The 23967-nt window shown below is 62.9% G+C and carries 18 protein-coding genes; 7 read left to right on the top strand and 11 right to left on the bottom strand.

Annotation, left to right across the window (positions count from 1 at the left end; genetic code table 11):
• The first annotated feature begins 18 nt into the window (after positions 1-18).
• Together mscK and ACT5M9_RS18615 are read left to right on the top strand one after the other, a co-directional pair.
• A complete protein-coding gene (gene mscK / locus ACT5M9_RS18620) occupies positions 19-3342 on the top strand; it encodes a mechanosensitive channel MscK (RefSeq protein WP_457979766.1) in 3324 nt (1107 codons plus the stop codon).
• Between the two features lie 129 nt (positions 3343-3471).
• On the top strand, positions 3472-4092 hold the full coding sequence (locus tag ACT5M9_RS18615; RefSeq protein WP_457979768.1) for a LysE family translocator: 621 nt from the start codon (positions 3472-3474) through the stop codon (positions 4090-4092).
• Between the two features lie 50 nt (positions 4093-4142).
• Here the strand turns inward: ACT5M9_RS18615 and ACT5M9_RS18610 are convergent, their stop codons facing one another.
• The 5 genes from ACT5M9_RS18610 to ACT5M9_RS18590 form a co-directional block, all read right to left on the bottom strand.
• Positions 4143-6314 carry a carbohydrate-binding protein gene (locus ACT5M9_RS18610; protein WP_457979770.1) on the bottom strand — a complete coding sequence of 724 codons (2172 nt, stop codon included), beginning with the start codon at positions 6312-6314 and terminating at the stop codon, positions 4143-4145.
• A gap of 126 nt (positions 6315-6440) precedes the next feature.
• On the bottom strand, positions 6441-8048 hold the full coding sequence (locus ACT5M9_RS18605; protein ID WP_457979772.1) for a glycoside hydrolase family 3 N-terminal domain-containing protein: 1608 nt from the start codon (positions 8046-8048) through the stop codon (positions 6441-6443).
• Positions 8045-9055 carry an ABC transporter permease gene (locus ACT5M9_RS18600; RefSeq protein ID WP_457979774.1) on the bottom strand — a complete coding sequence of 337 codons (1011 nt, stop codon included), beginning with the start codon at positions 9053-9055 and terminating at the stop codon, positions 8045-8047. The genes ACT5M9_RS18605 and ACT5M9_RS18600 overlap by 4 nt, the downstream gene beginning before the upstream one ends.
• Positions 9056-9072: 17 nt before the next feature.
• A complete protein-coding gene (locus ACT5M9_RS18595) occupies positions 9073-10557 on the bottom strand; it encodes a sugar ABC transporter ATP-binding protein (protein WP_457979776.1) in 1485 nt (494 codons plus the stop codon).
• Between the two features lie 60 nt (positions 10558-10617).
• Positions 10618-11697, bottom strand: a complete 1080-nt coding sequence (locus tag ACT5M9_RS18590; protein WP_457979778.1) for a substrate-binding domain-containing protein — start codon at positions 11695-11697, stop codon at positions 10618-10620.
• Positions 11698-11946: 249 nt separating this feature from the next.
• Between ACT5M9_RS18590 and ACT5M9_RS18585 the strand changes: the two genes are divergently transcribed.
• Both ACT5M9_RS18585 and pgl read left to right on the top strand, forming a co-directional pair.
• Positions 11947-12705 (top strand): helix-turn-helix transcriptional regulator, encoded by a 759-nt coding sequence (locus ACT5M9_RS18585; RefSeq protein WP_457979780.1) that lies wholly within the window; start codon positions 11947-11949, stop codon positions 12703-12705.
• Positions 12706-12972: 267 nt separating this feature from the next.
• Positions 12973-13986, top strand: a complete 1014-nt coding sequence (gene pgl / locus ACT5M9_RS18580) for a 6-phosphogluconolactonase (protein WP_457979781.1) — start codon at positions 12973-12975, stop codon at positions 13984-13986.
• 85 nt (positions 13987-14071) lie between these two features.
• Here the strand turns inward: pgl and ACT5M9_RS18575 are convergent, their stop codons facing one another.
• The 4 genes from ACT5M9_RS18575 to ACT5M9_RS18560 form a co-directional block, all read right to left on the bottom strand.
• Entirely contained in the window at positions 14072-14647 is a 576-nt protein-coding gene (locus tag ACT5M9_RS18575) for a lipid-binding SYLF domain-containing protein (RefSeq protein ID WP_457979783.1), read from the bottom strand.
• Between the two features lie 152 nt (positions 14648-14799).
• Complete coding sequence (locus tag ACT5M9_RS18570) at positions 14800-15540, bottom strand: dienelactone hydrolase family protein (protein ID WP_457979784.1); 741 nt, start codon at positions 15538-15540, stop codon at positions 14800-14802.
• A gap of 154 nt (positions 15541-15694) precedes the next feature.
• Entirely contained in the window at positions 15695-16933 is a 1239-nt protein-coding gene (locus ACT5M9_RS18565) for a uracil-xanthine permease family protein (RefSeq protein ID WP_457979786.1), read from the bottom strand.
• Between the two features lie 411 nt (positions 16934-17344).
• Complete coding sequence (locus ACT5M9_RS18560; RefSeq protein ID WP_457979788.1) at positions 17345-19051, bottom strand: NAD-dependent malic enzyme; 1707 nt, start codon at positions 19049-19051, stop codon at positions 17345-17347.
• A 255-nt stretch (positions 19052-19306) separates the two neighbouring features.
• Between ACT5M9_RS18560 and mobA the strand changes: the two genes are divergently transcribed.
• Genes mobA through ACT5M9_RS18545 form a run of 3 tightly spaced genes read left to right on the top strand, consistent with a single transcriptional unit; the run spans position 19307 to position 21815 of the window.
• Entirely contained in the window at positions 19307-19945 is a 639-nt protein-coding gene (gene mobA / locus ACT5M9_RS18555) for a molybdenum cofactor guanylyltransferase MobA (protein ID WP_457979789.1), read from the top strand.
• Entirely contained in the window at positions 19942-20715 is a 774-nt protein-coding gene (mobB, locus tag ACT5M9_RS18550) for a molybdopterin-guanine dinucleotide biosynthesis protein B (RefSeq protein WP_457979790.1), read from the top strand. The genes mobA and mobB overlap by 4 nt, the downstream gene beginning before the upstream one ends.
• A gap of 41 nt (positions 20716-20756) precedes the next feature.
• Positions 20757-21815, top strand: a complete 1059-nt coding sequence (locus tag ACT5M9_RS18545; protein ID WP_457979792.1) for an FUSC family protein — start codon at positions 20757-20759, stop codon at positions 21813-21815.
• A gap of 107 nt (positions 21816-21922) precedes the next feature.
• Here the strand turns inward: ACT5M9_RS18545 and ACT5M9_RS18540 are convergent, their stop codons facing one another.
• Both ACT5M9_RS18540 and ACT5M9_RS18535 read right to left on the bottom strand, forming a co-directional pair.
• Positions 21923-22480, bottom strand: coding sequence for a DUF3332 domain-containing protein (locus ACT5M9_RS18540; RefSeq protein ID WP_457979794.1), 558 nt, complete (start codon positions 22478-22480; stop codon positions 21923-21925).
• 174 nt (positions 22481-22654) lie between these two features.
• On the bottom strand, positions 22655-23950 hold the full coding sequence (locus tag ACT5M9_RS18535) for a methyl-accepting chemotaxis protein (protein WP_520395647.1): 1296 nt from the start codon (positions 23948-23950) through the stop codon (positions 22655-22657).
• Positions 23951-23967: the final 17 nt, after the last annotated feature.

Here is a 23967-nt window from a genome sequence, read left to right as displayed (position 1 = left end):
TAATAACCCGGAAGTTTTATGCCCTCATTACAGTTCAGAAGAGCCTCGGCCCTGTGGTTGCCGCTGCTCTGTTTACTCTTCAGCCTCTGCGCCCCGCAAGCCCTGGCGCAGGACGTGCCGCAACGGGCAACGGTTCAGCGCACCCTCGATGCCCTCGGCAAATCCGAGACGCTCACCGTCAGCCAGCAGGCGGATCAGAAGTTCCTGACCGATACCCTGAGCCTGCTCGACAGCATCGAGAAGGAGCAGGAGAAGGCCAAGGCCCAGACCCTGCGGGTCCGTTCACTGCCCAGCGAGCTCAGGGAGATCGGCGCCAAGCTCGACAACCTGACTCAGGGCAAGAGCCCGGAGCAGCTCAAGAGCGAATACGCCACCATGAGCCTGACCGAGCTGGAGAACCGCCAGGCCGAGATCATGGCCAATCTGCAGGAGTCTCAGGAGGCGCTCGGCACCATAGGCAGCCAGATCACCAGCCTGCAGACACTGCCGGAGCGGGCCCAGGCCAACATGAGCCGCGCCTATCAGCGCAGCCAGGAGATCCGCACCCGGTTGAACTCCGGCGACAGCATCAGCAGCGCCGAGAAGATGAAGCTCAATACCGAGCTGAGTCTGCTGGACTTGCAACTGGCCAACCTGCAAAAGGAGCTGGATAACCGCACCAGCATGCAGGATCTCGTGGTCAAGCAGCGGGACTACCAGAGCGCTCGCCTCGCCTACGAGGAGCAACGGCTGCAGGCCCTGCAGGAGCAGAGCAGCGCCAAGCGCCTCGGCGACACCGAGAAGACCGCCGAACAGACCGGCGAGTTGGTGGCCACCGCCGACAATCCCCTGGTGCAAAAAGAGCAGGAGATCAACCACCAGCTCAGCCAGCAGCTCATCAGCGCCACCGCCAACCTGAACTCCCTCGCACAGAAAAATCTGCAGGCCAAGAGCTGGCTGGAGCGCGGTACCCAGACAGAGCGCAACCTCAATGAACAGGTGCAGATGCTCAAGGGCAACCTGCTGCTGTCGCGTATCCTCTACCAGCTCTACCAGCAGCTGGAGGCGGCCCCCTCCACCCTGGTGAAGAACCTGGAGGAGCAGATCGCCGATCTGCACCTGGCCCAGTTCGAGCTGAGCCAGCAGCGTGACCAGCTGTTCCAGAAGACCCAGTATCTGGACAGCCTGATCGCCGGCAGCAGCGAGCCGGTCAGCGAAGAGGACAAGGAGAGCCTCTCCAAGCTCATCGACACCCGCATCAGCCTGCTCGATCAGCTGAACCGTCAACTCGACAGCCAGCTGACCAACGCCATCAGCCTGCAGCTGACCCAGCAACAGCTGAGCCGGGTCTATGCCTCCATCGAATTCACCCTGCAGCAGCACATCTTCTGGGTCAGCAGCAACAAGCCCATCGATGGCAAGTGGCTGATCAACTGGCCCGCCCAGGCCTACAAACAGGCCTCCGACTGGGTGCTCAAGCCGGACTGGAGCAAGTGGGGCGAGATGCTGTTGCCCATCTCCTTGCTCGCCTTCCCGCTGCTGCTGGTGGGTGGCCTGCTGCTGTGGAAACGACCGACCATTATCGCCCGCCAGCAGAAGATCACCAAGGATCTCGGCCGCTTCCGCCAGGACAGCCAGTGGCACACCCCGCGCGCCCTGTTCTACACAGTGCTGCAGCGCCTCCCAGGCACCCTCTTCATCCTGGCCACCGGCCTGCTGCTCACCTATTGCGGCCTGCTGAGCCCCAAACTCATCTTCCAGATCACCCTGAATCTGGCCATGGGTTACCTGGTGTTCAGCGTCTACCTGTCGGTGATGCGACCCGGCGGCATCGGCGAGAGCCACTTCCGCATGCCGAGGGCCGAACTGCAGGCCAAGCGTGCCAGCATGCGCTATCTGTGGATCCCACTGCTGCCGCTGATCATGCTCTCCACCAAGGCCGTGGTTGAGCCTTCCTCTCTTGGCAACGACGTGATCGGCCAGGCCCTGACCCTGGTGCTGCTGGGGCTCGCCGGCTATCTGGTGCTGCCCATCTCCCGCGCCCGCATCAAGGGCGAGGCGAGCATGCTGCAGATCCTGACGGCGGTCGCTCTGGCCCTGGCACCGGTGGCGCTCATGGTGCTGGCGGCGCTCGGCTACTACTACACGGCCCTGAAACTCACCGGACGACTGATCGAGTCCTTCTACCTCATCATCATCTGGAGCCTGGTCTATCGCACCGCCCTGCGAGGCCTGGAGCTGGCGGCCCGCCGCCTGGCCTATCGCCGCGCCGTCGCCAAGCGGGAGCACAAGACCCAGGAAGATGCAGAAGGGGGCGAGGCCATCGAAGAGCAGCCCATGGATCTGGAGGATGTCAGCCAGCAGTCCCTGCGCCTGACCCGGATCATGCTGCTGCTGGTGTTCGGCGTCGCCTTCTACTGGCTCTGGTCCGATCTGGTGGCGGTCTTCACCTACCTCGACAGCGTGGTGCTCTGGCACAAGAGCGAGGGGACTGGCGCCAACGCCGTGCTCTTCCCCATCAGCCTGAGCGATGTGCTGACCGGCCTCTTCCTGTTCGGGGCGGCTCTCTCCCTGGCCCGCAACCTGCCCGGCCTGCTGGAGGTGCTGGTGCTCTCCAAGATGCGCCTGGCCCAGGGTACCGCCTACGCCTTCACCACCATGCTCAACTATGCGCTCATTGGGGTGGGGTCACTCACCGCCCTGGCCATGCTGGGGGTACAGTGGGAGAAGCTGCAGTGGCTGGCCGCCGGCCTCTCTGTGGGTATCGGCTTCGGCATGCAACAGATCGTCTCCAACTTCATCTCGGGGATCATCATACTGTTCGAGCGCCCGGTCCGGATCGGCGACACCGTCACCATCGGCACCATCTCGGGCACGGTCAACAAGATCCGCATCCGCTCCACCACCCTGACCGACTTCGATCGCAAAGAGGTGATCATCCCGAACCAGCAGTTGATGATAGAGCGGCTGGTCAACTGGTCCCTATCGGACACCGTCACCCGGGTCATCGCCCGGGTCGGGGTGGCCTATGGCTCGGATCTGGAGCTGACCCGCAAGCTGTTGATGCAGGCCGCCATGGAGAACAGCCGGGTGTTGAAGGATCCGGCCCCCATCGTCTACTTCCTCACCTTCGGTGCCAGCACCCTGGATCACGAGCTGCGCTTCTTCGTGAGCGAGCTCGGGGATCGCAACCCGGCCATCGATGAGCTGAACCGCCGCATCGACGTGCTGTTCCGTGAGCACGGCATCGACATCGCCTTCAACCAGATGGACGTGCACATCAAGAACCAGCAGGGAGATGAACAGAAGATAGAGTCCCGCACCAGCCTGCCGCCTCCCCGGCGCAACGGCGAAGCGAGCTGATCCTGCTCATCTCGACACACAACGGGCCCCATCACGGGGCCCGTTTTTTTTTGCGACCTGGCTCCCCTTGAAAGGGAGGCTGGCTCCCCAATATAGAGGGGACAAGGAATGTCATAGCGCGAGGATTGAATGGACTATCTCTATGCCGTGGTGCTGTTTGCCATCTCCTCCTCGGTCACCCCGGGGCCGAACAACCTGATGGTGATGAGCTCCGGGGTCAACTTCGGGGTGCGAAGAAGCCTGCCGCTGCTGGCCGGCATCTGCGTCGGCTTCACCCTGATGCTGTTGCTGGTGGGGCTTGGATTCGGCCAGCTGTTTACCCTCTTCCCCTCCCTGCACCTCGTCATCAAGTGCGTGGGCACCCTCTACCTGCTCTATCTGGCCTGGCTCATCGCCCGTTCGGCTGACGAGCTGGCGGGCAAGGGGCAGGCCCGTCCCCTCGGCTTTCTCAAGGGGGCCCTGTTCCAGTGGGTCAACGCCAAGGCCTGGGTGGTGGCCACAGGCGCCATCGCCGCCTTCACCAGCGCCGGCGGGGCCGGTTTCTATGAGCAGAACCTCACCCTAGCGCTGACCTTCTTCATCATCTCCTTCCCAAGCGTCGGCATCTGGCTGCTGTTCGGCTCCGTGCTCAAGCGCTGGCTCGCCGGCGAGCGGGCCCGCCGCCTTTTCAATCAGGCCATGGGGGCGCTGCTGGCCCTGTCGGTACTGCCCGTCGTCCGCGAGATCTGGGGACAGCTGCTCCCCCAATGAAACAGGCCCCGTCACGGGGCCTGTTCGTCATGCGGATCTCAACTTTCTCCTTAGCTACAGGGGCCGATGAGTTTCCAGGGATCCCCGGCACTCGGCAGGTTGCCGCTGCTCCACCACTTGGCCTCGTAGATGTTGCCGTTGTAGGTCACCTGGTTGCCCGTGGTATAGACGGCCCCGGTGGCCCAGTTCGCCGGACAACTGCTGCCAGGCTCGAAGCTGACCGACAGGCTGTGGGCCCCGCTCAGGGCGGTGAAGGTGTAGCTGCCGGCCACCGCCTTGGCTACCCCATCAACGATGAGGGACTTCACCTTGTAGCCTGTATTGGGCAGCAGGGTGACGGTAAAGTCGGCTCCTCCCTTGGCCTTCAGCACACCGTTCACCGGCGCCGGTGACAGGCTGCCGCCGGCCCCGACGTTCACACTGATGTCGAAGAAGACGGGAATGTCGATGGTGGCTTCGCTGTAGCTACCGCTAAAACCGGCGAAGTTGGTCGCACTGAGGGTGTTCACCGCCGTGTTCTTCAGCACTATCTTCTTGGCATCCCCCTTGGCATAGGGTTCTACCAGGCTGATGACCACATCGCTCCCCTCCTGGCTCAGCTTGATGCCAGAGAAGGGCACCGGCTGGTTGCTCGGGGTGGTGATGACCGTCTTGGCCGGCTCGAAGCGACTGACGACCAGCGTCATGTTCCAGCCCCAGTTCAGGGAGCTGAGCGGCACTATGTAGCCGAGGCGATCGTAGCTGCCGGTCACATTGGTGAACATCTCAGGCCTGATATCCTTGAGAGTCAGCCCCACCAGCTCATAGGAGGAGTAGATGCCGCCATCCTCCGCCTGCGGGCCCAACACCACAGAGGTGGCTGTCTCATAAGCCTTCAGGTGTTTGAAGCCGATGCCGGCGCTGCCCGCAATCTTGTCGACCGCCGGATCGAAGCCTTGTACCACCTGCTTGCCCGAGTTCCAGGCCAGGGTGTAGATATCGGATTTGGTGATGACGGCGGCCGGATTGGCCTGTACCGACGCCGCACTGACCCCCTTGAGCAGGACGCGCTGACCGGCAAACTGCAACTCGGCGCCATCGGCAACATCACCAATCACCAGATCAGCCAGGGGCTCTGCCATGCTCCAACCACGCAACACGATGAGGTCATTGCCCACGGTGAAGTCATTGACCGTGGTCAGGCCGTTCGCCTGCTCATTGAGCAGGATCTGATCCTTGCCACCACCTGTGATGACAATGTCGTTGCCCCAACCGGCCGTCAGCACCTCATCATAAGGCGACCCCTGAGTGATGCTGTTACCCGGGGTATCGAACAGGCTGTTGTAGTCACCAAACTTGTAGACGTACTTGGTGATACAGGTCCCGAGCTCATCACAGGTGATCTGATCCTTGGTCAGAAGGGAGCCTACTCCCCAGGCGCCACGCAGGTGTGCAGCCGCCAGGATACCGGACATGGTGGCATGGACCTGAATTGGCTGACCGTTATCATCTTTATCGGGCCAGCTCTTGGCCAGGGCCTGGGCCCAGGTCATGTTGGCGTCCTTGAGCAGCTTGCTTATCACCTGATAGTTGAAATGCATGGCGTCGCGCATCACCAGTTCCTGCTTCTCCGGCAGGCGCAAGTCGGCCAGGGAGTTGACGCCATTCTTGCCGACGAAGGTGCCCTGCCAACGGTTGACATCGGTCACATAGACCTTGTTGCCGCCCGAGCCCTCAATCTCGGCCAGGGCCTCGGTCTTGCAACCCACCCAGGTGGAGTCCGGCACGAACATGTAGAAGCTGTCGTACTCCTTGCCATCGACGGTCACCTGTTTCGGGCTGTAGTAACCGGCATCGATCAGCACGGCCTCACCCAACTGATAACCGATAAAACCCCAAGCGTTCAAGGAGTTGTACTGCATCTTCCTGAACATGGCCGCATCGGTCGGGGTGGCGGAGTTATAGATGTTGCCCACCCCCAACTTGTTGAAGAAGCCACTGATGGTGGTCGGCTCTGACAACATACTGCCGGTCGAGCAGTCCCGTACCAGACGACCCGGTGCCGTCACCTGGGCATAGGTGTAGACGGGGTTGTCGAGGTTTTGCAGATAAAAATCTGCCAGCGCCGGATTGATACCGGACTCGAAGTTGCGCAGCGCATCCAGGAAGTCCTGAGTGCCACCCTTTGCCGCCAGAGCGGGGGCAGCCAACACGAACAACACGGTTGCCGACACTATTTTCATGGTACTTTTCAAAGCCTGAACCCTCGTATTAGTCCATTAATCACCGGGCAATTGCCCGTGCAGGCTCCTAACCACAGACTCCTAGGAGAAATCCCCCGCCATCCGGGATGGCGGGAAAAACAGAACTTAACTGACCAGACTCACCGCCCGGCTGTGCTGGGTGCTCAGGGTGCCATTCAACACTTTTGCGGCGGCACGAGCGCTCTCGGGACGAGCCGAGTGACTGCACAGGTAGTAGCGCACATCCGGATAACCGAGCAGGTCATAAGGACTGCGCAGCGCCACCACAATCAGCTTCTCGACCTCGCGGCTGAGCCGGCGGACCAGGGCCTGAGCCTCTTCTTGTGCGAAGTCTTCTCCAGGCAGAGGATGATGTTCTGTCACCACCAGCAGCCAGTCGTCGCCGACGGTTGCCAGCTGATCCTGTGTCACGGGCAGCACCCGTCGAGCCCCCTGGCCCAGCGCCTCGAGGAAGTGATCGAAGGCAGGCTCACGCTGGTTCGGGCCTATGCCACGGGGATTGGTGAGGTTGTGGTAGCTGGTCATCGGGGTGGCGTTGAGCACATAAAAGGGCCCCTCGCCCAGTTCGGGCACCTGGCGCAGCCAGGTGAGCGCCTGGTTGGCACAACGGTTGGCCACCTGCTGGTTCGCCACCCGATCGGTGGGTTGATAGAGCGCCATGGGCACCAGTTTGGCGAGCTTGAAGGCAAGGATGCGAGCCAGGGCGGCATCGATTACTGCCTCATCCAGATCCCCAGCCGCCACCGCGGCCATGATGCCGTGGATCATGGCAAACTGCTTGTCGAGGTAGGAGTCGCTGTGATCGTAGTGCTCCTCGGAGAGCATGATCATGTTGATGCCCGCCTTGAGCGCCAGCACCGCCGCCGTGGCGGGCGAGTAGTGGTGAACGATGGCCCCCATGTTCATGCTGTCGGAGATGATGAGGCCCTCGAAACCCATCTCGGCGCGCAGCAGATCCTGCAAGATGATCGATGAGAGCGTAGCCGGGTGCTGGCCGTCGATCTGCGGATAGAGGATGTGGCTGGTCATGATGAGATCCACCCCGGCATCGATGGCGGCCTGGAAGGGCAGCAGATCCTGCTCGCGCAGCTCGCTGAGGGACTTGTCGACCCTGGGGATCTCCCTGTGGGTGTCACCCTGGGTGTCGCCATGCCCGGGGAAGTGCTTGCCGCTGCCACAGATCCCGCCCTGATGCAGGCCGCGCACCGCCGCCGCCGCGTGTAGCGCCACCTTGGCGGGCCTGTCACCGAAGGAGCGGCTGTCGATGATGGGGGAGCTGGGATTGAAGTTGACGTCGCAGCAGGGCCCCAGAATGCAGTTGAAACCGGCGAGGCGCATCTCCTCGGCCATGGTTTTATACATGACTTCGGTATCCCGCCCGCTCTCGGCCACCCCCAGGGCCAGATTGCCGGGCCCTGTGGTGGACTCCCCCACCAGCACCCCCCAGGCCCCCTCCTGATCCACCCCGAGCAGCAGCGGCAGGCGGCCCTGATCGGCACCTATGCGGGCCAGCTCCCGAGTCAGTTGCTGGGCCTCGGCGAAGGTATCGCTGTTGTCCTGACTCAGATAACAGCCCCCCAGGTTGTACTCTGTTATCATGGTGCGCGCCTGCTCGGCGGACTTACCGGGGAAGGCCAGGATGAACAACTGACCCACCTTCTCTTTCAGGCTCCAGCCGGAAATGATGCTCGCCACCTTGGGATCTATCTTCATGATCTTTTCCTTAAGTATCTGATAATAAATTTATTTTTTCGCAGCTGCTTGAGCTGCCCCATGGTGAAGGTGACGGCGACGATGACGATGATGCCGCGCAGGATCAGCTGCTGATCCACGTTCAGCCCCATCAGGATCAAGCCGTTGTTGACCATGCCCATGATGAGGGCACCGATGACGGATCCCACCACCATGCCCTTGCCACCAAACAGGTTGGTCCCCCCTATGATGACGGCGGCGATCACCAGCATGAGGTCGCTCTCCCCCAGGGTGTAGCGGGCGCTCTGCAGCCGCCCCGAGTAGAGGATGCCCGCGAGGGCGGCGAGAAAACCGTTGAGCATCAGCACGTAGAGCTTGATACGGTTGATGTTGATGCCCGAATACATGGCGGAGATCTTGTTGCCCCCGGTCGCCAGCACCTGCTTGCCGAAGCGGGTGTTGCGCAGCACGAAGGCCCCTACCACAGTCACCAAAATGGTCCAGATGAAGAGCACAGAGATGGGCCCTATGTCGCCCGAGCCGAAGATGAACACATAGAGGTCGTTGTCGATGGGGATGGATTGCAGCGAGGTGGACCAGCGGGCGATGCCGGTGATGATGCCGGTGGTCCCCAGGGTCACCAGGAAGGAGGGGATGCCGACCTGAGTCACGAACAGGCCGTTGATGGCCCCAATCATGGTACCGACCAAGAGGGCCGCCGAGACCGCCAGCAAGATGCTGTCCGTCTCTTGCAGGGTCAGGGCCGAGACGATGGCACTGAGCGCGACCGTGGCGCCGAACGAGAGGTCTATCTCGGCGGCGCTCAGCACGAAGGTCATGCCCACCGCCATGATGGCGATGGTGGCGGTCTGACGCGCTATGTTCATCAGGTTGACGGAGCTCAGGAAGCCCTTGTCATGAAGCGCCACCGAAAAGAACACGAAGATGCCGACGAACACCAGGTAGATGATGTAGTCACGCCAGTTGATGCGGCTGCCCTTGGGCGCCGGCAGGGTTAAATCTTTCATCCTTGACTCCTCGTTTATCATTGAACCGCCGCCAGCAGCGTCTCTTCATTCATGCGTCGCCCTTCCAGGCAGGCGACGATGCGTCCCTTGTTCACCACATAGATGAGGTCGCAGAAGCTGGCGACCTCGGCATATTCGCTCGACACGAAGATGGCCCCGTTACCGGCGGCGACATAGCTGTCCACTATCTTCATGATTTCGTACTTGGCATGGATATCGATGCCGAAGGTGGGATCGTCGAGCAGCAACACCTTGGCCTTGGTGGAGAGGCACTTGCCAATCACCACCTTCTGCTGGTTGCCGCCGGAGAGAAAACGCACCGACTGCTCGGGACCGCTGGTCTTGACCCCCAGACTCTTGATCTGGGCCCGCACCATGGCGTCCCCCCTCGGCTTGTCCAGCCTCAGTCCCTGGGTGAGCCGGTCATAGGCGGCCATCAACATGTTGTCGGCCACCGAGAAGTCGAGCACCAAACCCTGGCTGCGGCGCTCCTCCGGCACCATGTTGATGCCAAGCGAGATGGCTTGCCTGGGTGAGCGGATCCGCACCGGCTCGCCATCGATGCGGATCTCGCCCGCCTGGATGGGCGTCAGGCCATAGATGGCCTCGAGGATCTCGGTACGACCGCTGCCCAGCAGACCCGCCAGCCCCACCACCTGGCCCGGCATCACCCTGAGGGAGATGTCGTGCAGCTGTGCATTCGAGACGCCATCCAGCTCCAGCAGCGCCACGGCATCCGCCGCGGATGCCGGGCGCGGCCAGCTCAGGCTGGTGTCGCCCTTGCTGCCGAGCATGGCCTCGACCAGCGCCTCGACACTGGTGTTGGCGGTCGGGGTGGTGAGCACTGTGTGCCCATCGCGCAGCACGGTCACGGCATCGCAGACCCGCATGATGTCGCTGAGATAGTGGGTGATGTAGATGATGGACATCCCCTGTCCCTTGAGGGTGGCGATCACCTTGAACAGCTCGTTGATCTCATTGTTGGACAGTGAGGCGGTCGGCTCATCGAGCACCAGGATGCGGGCATTCTGGGCCAGGGCCTTGGCTATCTCGACGAACTGCTGCTGACCGACGCTCAGCCGCCCCACCTCACAGCTCGGATCCAGATCGATACCCAGCATGGCGAGCAAGGGGGCGGCACGCCTGACCCTGTCCCGGTTGGAGATGAGCGAACCACTCTCGCCACCACCCGCCAGAAAGATGTTGTCGGCCACCGACAGGGTCGGTACCAGGCTGAGATCCTGATACACCATGGCGATCCCCTCGGCCTGAGCCTCTCTGGGGGTGGTGAAGCAACAGGGCTTGCCAAACAACAGCACCTCGCCGCCGTCCCGACCATAAAAACCGTTCAGCAGCTTGACCAGGGTAGATTTGCCCGCCCCGTTCTGGCCGACGATGGCATGTACCTCGCCACGCTTGAGACGAAACGACACATCCTTGAGCACGGGGATGCCGTCAAATCCCTTCTTGATACCACTCGCCTCGATGGCGTACAGCTCCATGTGATAACTCCTTCCGTGAGATGGAACGGGTAGCCGCCTGCCAGACGGCTGCCCATACGCTTATTGACTGAGTGCCTTGGTAACGGCGGCCGGTGGATCCCGACGCAACGCCTGCTGCCAGGCATCGGCCAGGTTGTCGCGGGTCACCGCATCGGCGGAGACAGTGACGAAGGGAGGTGTCTGTTCCCCCAGCTTGGCCAGGGCCCCCATGGTGGCCAGGGTCTGGCCGAGGTCATAAGGTAAATCCGTCACTATGCCGGCCACGTTGCGACCCTTAGCCATGTCCAGGGCATTGGCGGCGCCCAAGTCCATGGTGATCACCTTGATGTCACTGCGTCCGGCAGCCCGCGTCGCGGCCACTACCCCTTCGGCGATGGAATCCCAGGGGGCATAGATGGCCTGGATGTCCGGGTGCTGGGTGATGAGAGCCGAGGCGACCACTTCACCATCATTGGCGTTGGCAATGCCCTGTTTGGCGAGGATCTGGATGCCGGGGTGATGCTTGGCCAGGTTGGTCAACACCGCCTGATCCCGCTGATTGGTGACGTAGTAATTGGCCTCGTGGTAGATGAAGCCTATCTTGCCCTGTTCACCGACCGTCTTGGCCAGCATGTCGGCGGCCAACCCCCCCATCTCGAACAGATCGTCGGTGACGATACCGGCGTAATCCTTGCCATATTCAAATCCCGTTGGCAGGTTGCTGATCAGCACCAGCTTGCTGCCTTGTTGGACCGCGGGGCGAAAGGCCGCGGCACCGGAGACGGGGTCGACCACCAGGGTAAGAATGATATCGGGGGACATGGCCATCACGGTTTCCACGTCCGTCCTCTGTTTGTTGGCATTGAATTCGGCATCGGCCACCGCCACCACTTTGACGTTCAAGTCATGGAATCTGTCTTTGGCCCCCTTGATGAGGGCACTCGACCAGTCGGAGGTGGTGTGCATCAGGATGGCGGCCGTGTAATGCTGGGCCTTGACCCTGTCTTGTTGGGCAGTCGTGAGTGTTACCTGGGTATAAGGGGTTGGTTGTTCGCCATTGGGCCCCAGGGTCGTGGTCGCCTCGGCGGCCTGGACCCCGTTGCCGAGCAGCATGGCGGCGGTCAATGCCGCCAGTAAAAAGTGTGAGCGTTTTGCCAACATGGTATTCTCCCTATATCCATTGAGTGGTCGATAGGTATTATCTAGGTGTTTTATAGCTTGTAATGAGATGCACCTCACTAAAGAGCGCGATGTTTTTGGGATGCAGCTCACAGGATGTTCAATTTTTGTTAATTAATGACAGGAAAAATCTGAGCATCTGGGTATTCGTTGGGTGAGCCGAACATAGCAATGGGGATGGATGAAGGCGAAATACGGGGACTTATCACGAGATGCAGAACTGGAAGGAACATGAGTAACAAGCTGATCCCTATCGTCGAGCAGGGGCTCTGCCATCAACTGCTGGCGCGCAATGACATCTATTTCATCAGCTTCGATGAGCAGGAGCAGGTAGTGGCATCCAGCTATCCGGTGGATACCCTGACCCTCAATCGGCTCGACGATCTGGTGTTCCTGATAGGTCCAGACTACCTGAAGGCCATACGCCAGCGGATCCGGGGCAACCTGCCCACCTTGCATTTCGAGATCCTCAACCTTGCCTTCGAGCTCTTCGCCCATGTCGGGCCGGACGGCACCCGCATCTGGTGCCTGCAGATCAAGCCGAGCGATAGCCAGGACGCCTCCGGCATAGAGCAGGATCACCGGCTCATCAACGAGCTCGCTCACTCCCTGGCCGCGCTCAGCGACAGTCAGGGGGCGGCGCCCGGTGATCAGCATCAGCAGCTGATCGCCCGCCACCTGCCCGAAGTGGAGCAAAAGCTTGCCCAAATTCAAGATCCGGCCCTCAAGATGTGCCTGGAACTGATCCGCACCAGCATGGAGAAGAGCCTGCAGGCCGACGGCAACCAACGCCTGCTGGAAGTGCTGACCCCCTCGGAGATGCAGGTGGCCGAGTTCATTCGCAGCGGCATGTCCAGCCAGGAGATCGCCAGCGCCCTCAATGTGGCACGCAAAACGGTGGAGAATCATCGCAACAGCGTGCGCATCAAGCTGGGGCTGGCCAATCGTGGCGTCAATCTGCGCAACTACCTGCTGAGCCTGGAAAAATAACCCATGCCACAACAAAGACAGGGCTGGCCAATCGCGGTATCAACCTGCGCAGCTAGCTGCTGAGCCTGGAAAAATAACCCCTGCCACAACAAAGACAGGGCTGGCCAATCGCGGTGTCAACCTGCGCAGCCAGCTGCTGAGACTGGAAAAATAACCCGTGCCGCAACAAAGACAGGGCCGGCTACTCGCGGCGATACCCAACACAATTGCTTGCCTGGTCTGGAGAAATGATCCGATGATGGGCGCCTGCGCATCGAGGAGAGCACAATGCAGCAAGTGGTTTATATCGCCAACCCGGTGAGCGGGTTGATCCATGTCTTCGAGCTGACCGCTTCCGGGCTCCAGCCCCTGCAGCAGGTGCAGACCGGCGGCGAGGTGCAGCCTCTGGTCATCAGCCCGGACAGGCGCTGGCTCTATGCCGGGGTGCGCCCCGACTTCAAAGTGCTGAGTTACCCCATAGGCCCGGATGGCCGCCTCGGTGACCCCGCCTCGGCGCCCCTCGCGGGCAGCGCCTCCCACACCTGCACCGATACGGCGGGTCAGCTCTTCTTCGCCGCCTCCTACGCCTTCAACCACCTCAGCGTCTCCCGTATGGATGAGACCGGCCGGGTCCTCGGGATGCACCAGCGCATCGACGATCTCATGGCCGCCCACTCGGTCACCCTGCTGGTGGATGGGCAGGGACGGCAGGAGCTGTTGGTGGCCTGCCTCAAAGAGGACGCCATCCGCCGCTTCGCCCTGAGTGAAGAGGATCGGCTGGTGCCTCACCCCCAAGGGGATCTGCACACGGCGCCCGGCGCCGGACCACGCCATCTGGCGCTGCACCCGAGCAACGGCGATCTCTACTGCCTCAACGAGCTCGACGGCACCCTCAACCGCTACCACAGGGAGGCGGACGGACGCATCCTGCTGCGGGAGTCCCTGGACATGCTGCCATCGGGTTATGAGGGGGAGCGCTGGGGGGCGGACCTGCACCTCACCCCGGACGGGCGCTTCCTCTATACCAGCGAGCGGGCTAGCAGCCTGCTGACCCTGTTCGGGGTGAGCGAGACGGATGGCAGCCTCAACGTCCTCGCCCACTTCCCCACCGCCTCCTGCCCCCGCGGCTTTGCCATCGACCAAGGCGGTCGTTGGCTCATCGCCACCGGGCAGACGAGCGAGGATCTGACCCTGCACCGCATCGACGGGGAGACGGGCCAGCTCACGCCAGCCGCTGGCCATGAGGTGGGCAAGGGGGCCATGTGGGTGAGGGTCCTGGCGCTGGATGGTCGCACCGCCTGAGTGATCCGGGCCCGGAGCCCTGACAGCCATAAAGAAACAGGCGGCGCTCATGGAGCGCCGCCTGCGTTCAAGGACAGACAGGTGATCACCTGCCGTTGAGATCCTCATCCGGCCAATACTTGTAACCCTGCATGGTGGCCTGCACCGCCACCCCCTGCTCGGTGAGCTGATACATCTTCACCTTCTGGAAGTCCGCGTTGGCCGCCTCGCTCACCACCACCTTGCCATCGTCCGCCGACTTGGCCGCCAGATCAGCCTGGGCGCTGGCATCGAAGCCTGTGGTGATGAATCTGTCCAGGGCGGTGGTATCGTTGAAGATGATCAGGGCCTGGAATTTCTTGATCCCCATGCCCACCCCGAAACCGGCGGTAGCCATCTTCATATAGGTATCCCGGCCGTTGCGGTTGTCCCGGAGCACCCCATAGCCGCTGCCGGCGCTGAGCAGCAGCAGGTTGTTGTTCACGTTGCTGAACACCGCGTATCCCCTGGATCTGGCCACTTCCTGTCTGATCTTCCCATCCTTGGCATAGAGGGTTGAGAGCGCCTGCTCGCGCATCTGCAAGATGCTGCTGCGCTGCTCGGCCGGGGAATCCCCCTTGGCGCCGCAACCCGCCAGCAGCAACAGGAGCAGGATCTGGCTCCATAGCCGTAAGTGACGCATGTCATGACTCCTTCCCAGTTGACCGAAAAGAGGCGCCGGCCCCTTTCCGCCATCTGACGGCGAGCCGGTGGATACCGGCCCGTCATCGCCACCCCTTGCCTCCTGCGACGAGCACAGGGGGCAAGGGCCTGTCGACTGAGTATAGGGTCAGCCTACTCGCCCTTGGTCACCTCCCCCAGAAACTCGGTGAAGCGCCGCCAGGACTTGGCATCGGCATCGGCCCTGTAGTTCTCGGAGCCAAACACGCTGAACGCGTGGGGCGCACCGCCATAGCTGGTCGCCTCGTGCCTGATGCCGGCGCTCTCCAGCTCGGCGATCAGGGCCGCGAACTGACCGAGGGAGACCGCCTGATCCGCGCTGCCGTGCTGGATCAGTAGCTGGGCCTTGGTCTCCTTATAATCCTGGCCGGCCGGGGTCTCCAACCCGCCGTGCACGCTCACCACCCCCTTGAGATCGGCGCCGCTGCGGGCCAGCTCCAGCACGGCGGCACCGCCGAAGCAGTAGCCGAGCGCCACGGCGTTGTCGAGCCGCCCCCCCTGCCGACCCGCCTCGGCCAGGGCCCCCGCCAGCAGCTTGCGCATCCTGGGCCTGTCCTGATAGAGGGCGCCGGTGAGCTTCTTCTTCTCCTCCACCACGGTCGGCCGCACCCCTGCCCCAAACAGATCGGCCGCAAACACGCTGTAACCTAGGGCCACCAGCATCTCGGCCCGCTTGACCTCGTAATCGGTCAGGCCATCCCAGTCGTGTACCAGGAGCACCAGTGGCGCCCCCTTGCCCGCCGCCAGGTAATACCCCTCGAATGGCTGACCGTCGACCTCGTAGCGCACAACGCCGGCCTGAGCCGCACCGCCCCATATCAGCCCGAGCAGGGCCAGGATCCATGCCTTCTTCATCGCGTTTCCCTCTACCTGTAATGACGCTCCTGATTGTAGCCGTCAGGGACCGGGGTGAAGGATCTGAGCCCAAACGGCACCGACTCGGCGAGCGACACAAAGCAAGAGGCCACCCTAAGGTGGCCTCTTGTCGAATCAGATGAAGGATGGAGCCTTAATCCTTGGCACTCTCCATGGCACCCTCTTCGGAGTGCTGGGGCAGGATGAGGTTCAGCAGGATGGCGGCCACCGAGGCCAGGCCCACGCCCGCCAGGGCGAAGTCGCCGATCTTCATCTCGAGGGCTCCCACGCCGACGGTCAGGGTCACGGCCACGATGGCGATGTTGCGGGCAAGGCCGAGATCCACCTTGGACTCCACCAGGGTCTTGAGACCGATGGCGGCGATGGACCCGAACAGCAGCAGCATGATGCCGCCCATCACCGGCATGGGGATGGAGGTGAGCAGGGCGTTGAACTTGCCGAAGAAGGCCAGAATGATGGCGAACACCGCGGCCCAGGTCATGGTGACCGGGTTGAAGTTGCGGGTGATCATCACGGCGCCGGTCACTTCGGCGTAGGTAGTGACGGGAGGACCACCGATGAAACCGGCGAAGCAGACGCCGATGCCGTCACCGGACAGGGTACGGTGCAGGCCAGGATCCTTGGTGTAATCCTTGCCGGTCACGCCACCGATGGCGAGCACGCCGCCGATGTGCTCGATACAGGGTGCTATGGCCACCGGCAGCATGAAGAGGGCGGCGGCCCAGTTGATCTCCGGGGTCACGAAGTGGGGCAGCGCCAGCCAGGGGGCGTTGACCATGCCATCGAAGCTCACCTGACCCATCATGACCGCGGCCACATAACCGACGATGACGCCGGAGAGGATGGGGATGAGCTTGATCCAGCCCTTGCAGAACACGGCGGCGATCAGGGTCACCGCCAATGAGATGCCCGCCAGGGTCAGGGCGGTCGCGGGGGGCACTACCTGCTCACCACCGGCGCGGCCCATGGCCATGTTGCAGGCGACCTGGGCGACCGAGAGGCCGATCACCATGATCACCGGGCCAATCACCACGGGGGGCAGCAGCTTGTGCACGAACCCCATGCCCCGGGCGCGGATGATGCCGGCCAGGATGAAGTACATGAAACCGGCGGCGAACAGGCCGAACATGGTGGAGGGCAGGCCCCAGGTCTGGGTGGCGTAGATGATGGGGGCGATGAAGGCGAAGCTGGAGCCGAGGAAGATCGGCACCTGGCGACGGGTGCAGAGCTGGAACAGCAGGGTACCTACACCGGCGCCAAGCAGGGCCATGGAGGGGTTCAGTCCGGTGAGCAGGGGCACCAGAACCATGGCACCGAAGGCGACAAACAGAATTTGCAGCCCGGCGACACTTTGCTTGACCAAGGAAAACATGGGTGTCCTTAATTTTTTGATAACCGAGAGGGATAATTGACACTTTTCAGTTATCACAACACGTCTTCAAGGTGCTGAATGAGCAAAAAGGCTTCATTCGTTACCTTTTACTGCTTGGGGAGGGCATGAAACTGGCTGTTTAGGCGGGATTCGTTGCTACAAGCATCGAGGAAGCGATTTTACGCACTTTTACGGCCGGCGCAAAACGTTTTTCATCCAGATCTTATTGACCAGGCTGGCAAGGGGGGCGAATTGTGAGCGCCGACCCGATCATTTCCCTGAGTCCCGCATCTTTTACGCCAACACTGACCCCCATCCTGACCCGGGTGCAATGACAAAGGGGATGGCATGGCCATCCCCTTCTTCGTGTCAGCCCGGCTTCGGGCTATAGGGCAGTGAAACCCGCGGCCATCACACCCTTCTGTAGGGCAGATACACGGGCTCCCACATGTGACTCAGGATATGCTGCTGCAGATCCTGGCCGATGAGCGGGTGGGACGGATCCCGGCGCACTATGTCTTTGAGCACGGCGGTCGCCACGTGCACCGAGATGTTGCGCAGATCGCTGATGCGCGGGTAGACGGCGCCACGGGCCAGATCCGCCTCGTTCACGCACTCCGCCAGGGCAAAGGCCGCCGTGGTGAAGATATCCGGGCTGATCTCTCGGATCTGGCTGACGATGGCCGCAAGCCCCACCCCCGGGAAGATGAAGACGTTGTTGCCCTGGCCGATGCGATAGTCCTGCCCCTCGAAGTGCACGTCCTTGAACGGGCTGCCGGTGGCGACGATGGCACGGCCCTGGCTCCAGCGGTAGATGTCTTCCGGCAGGGCCTCGCAGTTCGCGGTCGGGTTGGAGAGCGGGAACACCATGGGGTGATCGCTGTGCTCCAGCATCAGCTGAATGTGCTCCTCCTTGAAGGCGCCGCCCGAGCCGCTGGTACCGAGCAGCACGGTAATGGGCACATGACGCAGAATGTCGTTCAGGCAGGCGCGCTGCACGCCCCACTGGGCCAGCAGCAGGCCCGGCTTGGCGTAACGACGCTTGTACTCGTCGAGCTCTTCCCGGTTGTCGCACACCAACCCCTGGGTATCCATGATATAGATGCGATCCCGCGCGGCCTGGGGATCCAGCCCCTCGCGGATCATGCCGGCGCAGATCTGATCCGCCACCCCGACCCCGCCGGCACCGGCGCCATAGACCAGGTAGTTCTGCTGGCCCAGGGTCTCATTCTTGGACTTGACCGCCCCTATGATCCCCGCCAGCACCACGGCCCCCGTGCCCTGGATGTCGTCGTTGAAGGACGGCAGCGCCTGCTGGTAGCGGGAGAGGTTGTTGAAGGCGTTGGACTTGCTGAAGTCTTCCCACTGCAAGACGGCGTTCGGGAAGTGACGCTTGACCCCGGCCACGAACTTGTCGATGAAGTCGTCATACTCCTTGCCGCGGATGCGACGATGGGGCTGCCCCAGGTACATGGGATCATCCAGCAGGGCCTGGTTGTCGGTGCCCACGTCCAGGGCGATGGGCAGGCAGCAGGCGGGGTGGATGCCGGCGGCCAGGGTATAGAGGGAGAGCTTGCCGATGGGGATCCCCATGCCGCCCACCCCCTGATCGCCGATGCCGAGTATGCCCTGGCTGTCGGTGACCACTATGATGCGCACCGACTTGGCATCCATGTGTCGCGCCAGGGAACCCATGTCATCGACGTTGTGTTGGGTGATATAGAGGCCGCGCGCCTTCTGGTAGCGGTGGCTGAACTCCTGGCACGCCTTGCCCACGGTCGGGGTGTAGATGATGGGGGTCATCTCCTCCACGTGGCGGGACAGCAGGGCGTAGAACAGGGTCTCGTTGCGATCCTGCAACGCCCTCAGGTTCTGGTACTTCTCCATGTCGCTGCAGGCACTCAGGAAGGCCTCATAGACCCGCTCCAGCTGGGCCTCGAAGGTCTGCACCTGGGGGGGCAGCAGGCCGTCGAGCTCAAAGTCGGCCCGCTCCTGTTCGGTGAAGGCGGTGCCCTTGTTGAGGTTGCGATCGTTGAGCAGGTTGGTGCCTGTCAGCGAGACGGGGCGAAAATCCTCTCCCTGTGCGTCTTTCCACAGCAGATATTGTCCGGTAGCCATAGTCATTCTCTTTGATTTACATGAAGTTGCCATTCGGCAGGAGAGCAAGACTCATAACAGCGCATCATAAGCCCTTTGGCCTTCCGGTTTTGTGACCTCAGCCATACCCTGCGGCCAAAGCCCGCCATTCTCGGCCCCGAGTCCCGGATTGGGTTGCAGGCCCGGCGCCCTTGACGCAAGATCGTCAGCCAGCGAACGCCCCCGCACAAGGAGTGCGCCGCCGACCCACACCTTGATTCGACCATCTGGAGCGCCATGACAATCCGCGACCCCCACCCCTTTCCCGTCAGTGCCGTGATCCTGGCCGGTGGCCGCGCCACCCGCATGGGAGGGGATGACAAGGGCTGGGTGCCCCTGGCGGGCCAGCCCCTCATCGAACATGTGTTGACGCGCCTGCGGCCCCAGGTGGACGAGGTGCTGATCAACGCCAATCGCAGCGAGGCGCGTTACCGCACGCTCGCCCCCGTCATCAGTGACGAGCTCGCCGATTTTCAGGGACCCCTCGCCGGCATGCTGGCGGGCCTCAAGGCCGCCCGCCACGACTGGGTGCTGTTCGTCCCCTGCGATGGCCCCGGTTTGCCGCAGGATCTGATGCGGCGCTTTCGCGTGGCGCTGGCCCAGCAGCCGGACGCCGAGCTGGTGGTGGCCCACGACGGCAGCCATCTGCAACCCGTGGTCGCCCTGCTGAGCCGCCCCCTGGCCCCCTCCCTCCAGCAGGCGCTGGCGCAAGGGGAGCGCAAGATTGCCGCCTGGTTTGGCCGCCACAAGATGGCGGTGGTGTCCTTTGCCGACCAACCGGACGCCTTTATCAACCTCAACAGCCCCGACGAGCTGGCCGAGTACGAGGGGCAGTTGCAGGCGAGTGGCAAGGGCGTAAGCGAGGAGAAGCCATGATAAACAACCCGCTTCCCCTGCTCGGCTTCGTGGCCTGGAGCGGCACCGGCAAGACCACCCTGCTGGAGCAGCTTATCCCGCGGCTCCGCGAGCGCGGCCTGCGGCTCGGGGTGCTCAAGCACACCCACCACCAGTTCGACATGGACAAGCCTGGCAAGGACAGTTACCGCCTGCGCCAGGCCGGGGCATCCCAGGTGATGGCCGCCTCCAGCCTGCGCCATGCCCTCATCCGGGAGACCCCGGATGGCGAGCCCCCCTTCGCCGAGCTGCTGGCAAGCTTTGACTGGTCGCGCCTCGATCTGCTGCTCATCGAGGGTTTCAAGCACGAGCACTTCCCCAAGATAGAGCTGCACAGAGCCGCCATCGGCCGACCGTTGATGTTCCCCACGGACCCCGATGTGATCGCTCTGGTGAGCGATGACCCCCTCACCACGGCGCTGCCCCGTTTCGGCTTCGCGGCCCTCTCCCCCCTCTGCGACTTTATCTGCGAACGGCGGACCGAACGGGCTGATGCGGCAGCGCCCCCCATAGGGTCGGCCCCCCTGCGCCTGCTCGCCCGCACCCGCACGGCGATACCAACGGGGGAAAGCGGCCCTCTGCTCGGTCATGTGAGCCAGGATGCCAGTGGCCGCTTGCAGGTACAGCCGGCAAGTGGTTTGATGTCAGCGGCCCCGCCGGATCCCAACTGCCTCATCGAGCGTCCCTCCTCCCGGCCCGTGGCACAGGGAGAGGAGGTCTGGATCCGCGTGTTGCCGACCGGGACGGCATAAGCCCCCGGCCTCTTCATTCAACCCGAGATGAGACGACGCCCTTGCGCCTGAACGCCCCCCTCTCCCGCCTCGATCTGCTGGTCTATGGCCGCTACCGCCTGGTGCACGGCCTGCGCATCGCCCTGGCCTTCACCCTCACCTTCCTGCTGACCCGGGAGCTCCAGCTGCCGGAGAGCACCTGGCCCCTCATCACCCTGGTGGTGGTGATGGGACCCATCTCGTTCTGGGGCAATGTCTTCTCCCGCGCCCTGCAGCGGGTGGTGGGCACCATCTTCGGGGCGGCCTGCGGCGTAGTAGCGCTCTACCTGGAGCTCTACTCCATGCCGCTGATGCTGGCCTGGAGCTGCGCCATCATGTTCCTGTGCGGTTATCTGGCCCTCGGCAAGCGGCCCTATGTGGGGCTGCTCATCGGCATCACCCTGGGGGTGGTCATGGGGGGCAAGCCCGGCGACATAGAGACGGCCCTGTGGCGCAGCGGCGACGTGATCCTGGGCTCCCTGCTGGCACTGCTGTTTTGCAGCATCTATCCCCAGCGGGCCTACCTCCATTGGCGGCTGCAGATGCACGATACCCTGATGATGGCCCAGCGCCTCTATCACACTCACCTCTCCCCCAACGTGCTGGAGCGGCCCAAGCTGGCTCGGAACCACGCCCGCCTGCTCGCCAAGATGGTCAGCCTGCGCCCCCTGCTGGCCCCGGCGGTCAAGGAGACCCGCCTCAACGCCCCCCATTTCGAGGCCATCCAGACCACCCTTCGCAACTGCCTCTGCACCCTGGAGATGCTGGCCAACACCTACTGGAACAATCGCCACAGCCACTTCCTGATGCAGAGCGCCCCGGAGCTGAGAGCCTGTCAGCAGGCGACCGAGACGGTGATCACCCAGCTCGCCCTCATGCTCAAGAGCGGCGATCAGCGGGAGCTGGAGTTCGCCATCGCCTGCCTGGACGAGACCACCACCCGGGTGCGTCTCTGCGCCGAGGAGGCCAGCATCAGCGGCTACCTCTGGCTCAACCTGCAGCTCACCGAGCAGCTCAAGCAACTGAGCCGCCTGCTGGGCCTGGTGCTGCAACCCTACGGCAAGCCGCTCCAGCGCCCCTGAGACATCCCTAAGCGGGTGCCCATGAAGCAGCATGCGCCCATAAAAAAGCCCCGCGAATGCGGGGCTTTTCACAATCATAGTCACGCCAGCCTTGACCGGCCGCGGCATCAGGCCAGGGTGCGTTTCGCCTGGCTCATCTCGGCCAGCTGCTGCTCGGTCAGGGTCGAGACCAGTTTGCCGTCGAGATAGAGATCCACCTGATCGCCGCGCTTTTCACCGCGCATCATGCTGCTGCGGCCGTCCAGGTAGTGAATTTCCATCTGGGCGGTGCGATCGTCAGGATAGGTGACTTCCACCTCCCGCACTCCCTGGGGCAGCATGGCGAGCGGCACCTTGTTGAGGGCCGGATCCAGGTGCTGGTTCACCTTGATCACCGCATCCGCCTTCTGATCCACCAGGGCCGGCGACTTGCCGGTGATGGGGTTCTTGCCGGACCAGAACTCGATGGTGTTGAACACGAACAGATCCGCGGTCGCCGCCAGACCATAGACGGGGGAGAGCAGCACGAAGACCCCGGCGCGGCCATAGCGGTTATCCACCACGCTCAGGTTGCCCTTGGTCACCATGGCGGAGAGGCCCATGGACCCCATGCAACCGCTCAACCCAAGGCTCGCCACCATACCCAGCAACAGGGCCGCGGCCCTGCCTTTCTGTCCAACTGCCATCACTTGACTCCAGCTCAATGAATAATGAGCCGGCAGACTAATCAAGGGGAGAGGGCTGAACAATTCACAAGGGGGGCACGGTACAGGCGGTATTCAGTTTGGCTGACTGACCGCTCACACTTTTGGCGATCGTGCCAGAACCCGTCGCGGGGGCCGCCCCCCGCGCGGGTCCGATCAGATGGAGAGGTTGGACACCGTCTCCGACACCCGGTTCGCCTCCTGGCGGATCTCCACCATGACGGCGTCGACCCGGGCTATCTGCTCCCTGCCGAGCTCGGCGCTACCCGCCACCCCGGCCATGTCGCCGGTCACCTGGGCGGTCAGCTCCCGGTTCTTCTGCACCACCTTGGCGATCTCGCCGGTCGAGAGTGAGGTGCGGGCCGCCAGCTGGCGCACCTCGTCCGCCACCACGGCGAAGCCGCGACCCTGATCCCCCGCCCGCGCCGCCTCGATGGCTGCGTTGAGGGCCAGCAGATTGGTCTGATCGGCGATGGCACTGATGGTGGAGACGATGGCCTCTATGTGCCTCGACTGCTCGTTGAGCTGGCCGATGAGGTCGATGGCCTGCTCCACCTGGGTCGCGATGAGGGAGGAGGTCTCTACCGCGGCGCGCAGCAAGCCCGCCCCCTGCTCGGCGCTGCTCAGGGTCTCCTGGGCCGTGCTGTGGGCCAGCCTTGCCGCATCCCGGGTGGCATTGTTCTGGTGGATCCGCGCCGTGATGTCGCTGGCAAACTTGACCACCCTGACCACCCTGCCGCTCCCGTCCCGGATGGGGTTGTAGGTCGCCTCCAGCCAGATCGCCTCGCCCTGGCTGTTGTAGCGCATGAAGAGGCCGGATTTGAACTGGCCGCGGGCCAACTCCTCCCAGAAGTGGGGTTGCTCGCGCAGGAAGGCCTCGTCACAGAAGATCCTGTGATGCTTGCCCTTGAGCTGGCTCGCGCTGTAACCCATGCAGGCGAGGAAGTTCGCATTGGCGCTCAGGATGTCGCCGTTCGGGGTGAACTCTATCATCGCCTGAGACTTGTCCAGCGCCTGGGCCAGCGCCTCCTGGCGTTGCAACTGCTGCTCCCGGGCCGTGGTGTCGCTGGCAATCAGCATCACCCGCACCACTTTGCCCTGCTGCCTCACCGGCAAGTAGCTCGCCGCCAGCCAGAGCGTCTCGCCGCGCTGGTTGACGCGCTCGAACAGACCGGACTCCACCTGCCCCTGGCGAAGCCTGTCCCAGAACTGCTGATAAGCGGGAGACTGGGCCCACCCCTTGGGGCAGAGCAGGCGGTGGTCCTGCCCCACCAGCTCACCGGCCCCATACCCCACCAGGCTGGCAAAGGCCGGATTGGCCTCCAGGATCTCCCCTTGTGGAGAGAAGATGACGGTGGCGACCCCCTGTCTGATGGCCTCCACCACCCCCTGTCGCTCACCGAGCTCGTTCTGGCAAGCCTGCAGCTGCGCCTTCAGTTTGTTATTGAACATGGATGATCTACCTCTGA

The organism is Aeromonas sp. AE23HZ002T15 (assembly GCF_054165525.2).
This window is presented reverse-complemented; position numbering and strand designations above follow the sequence as displayed.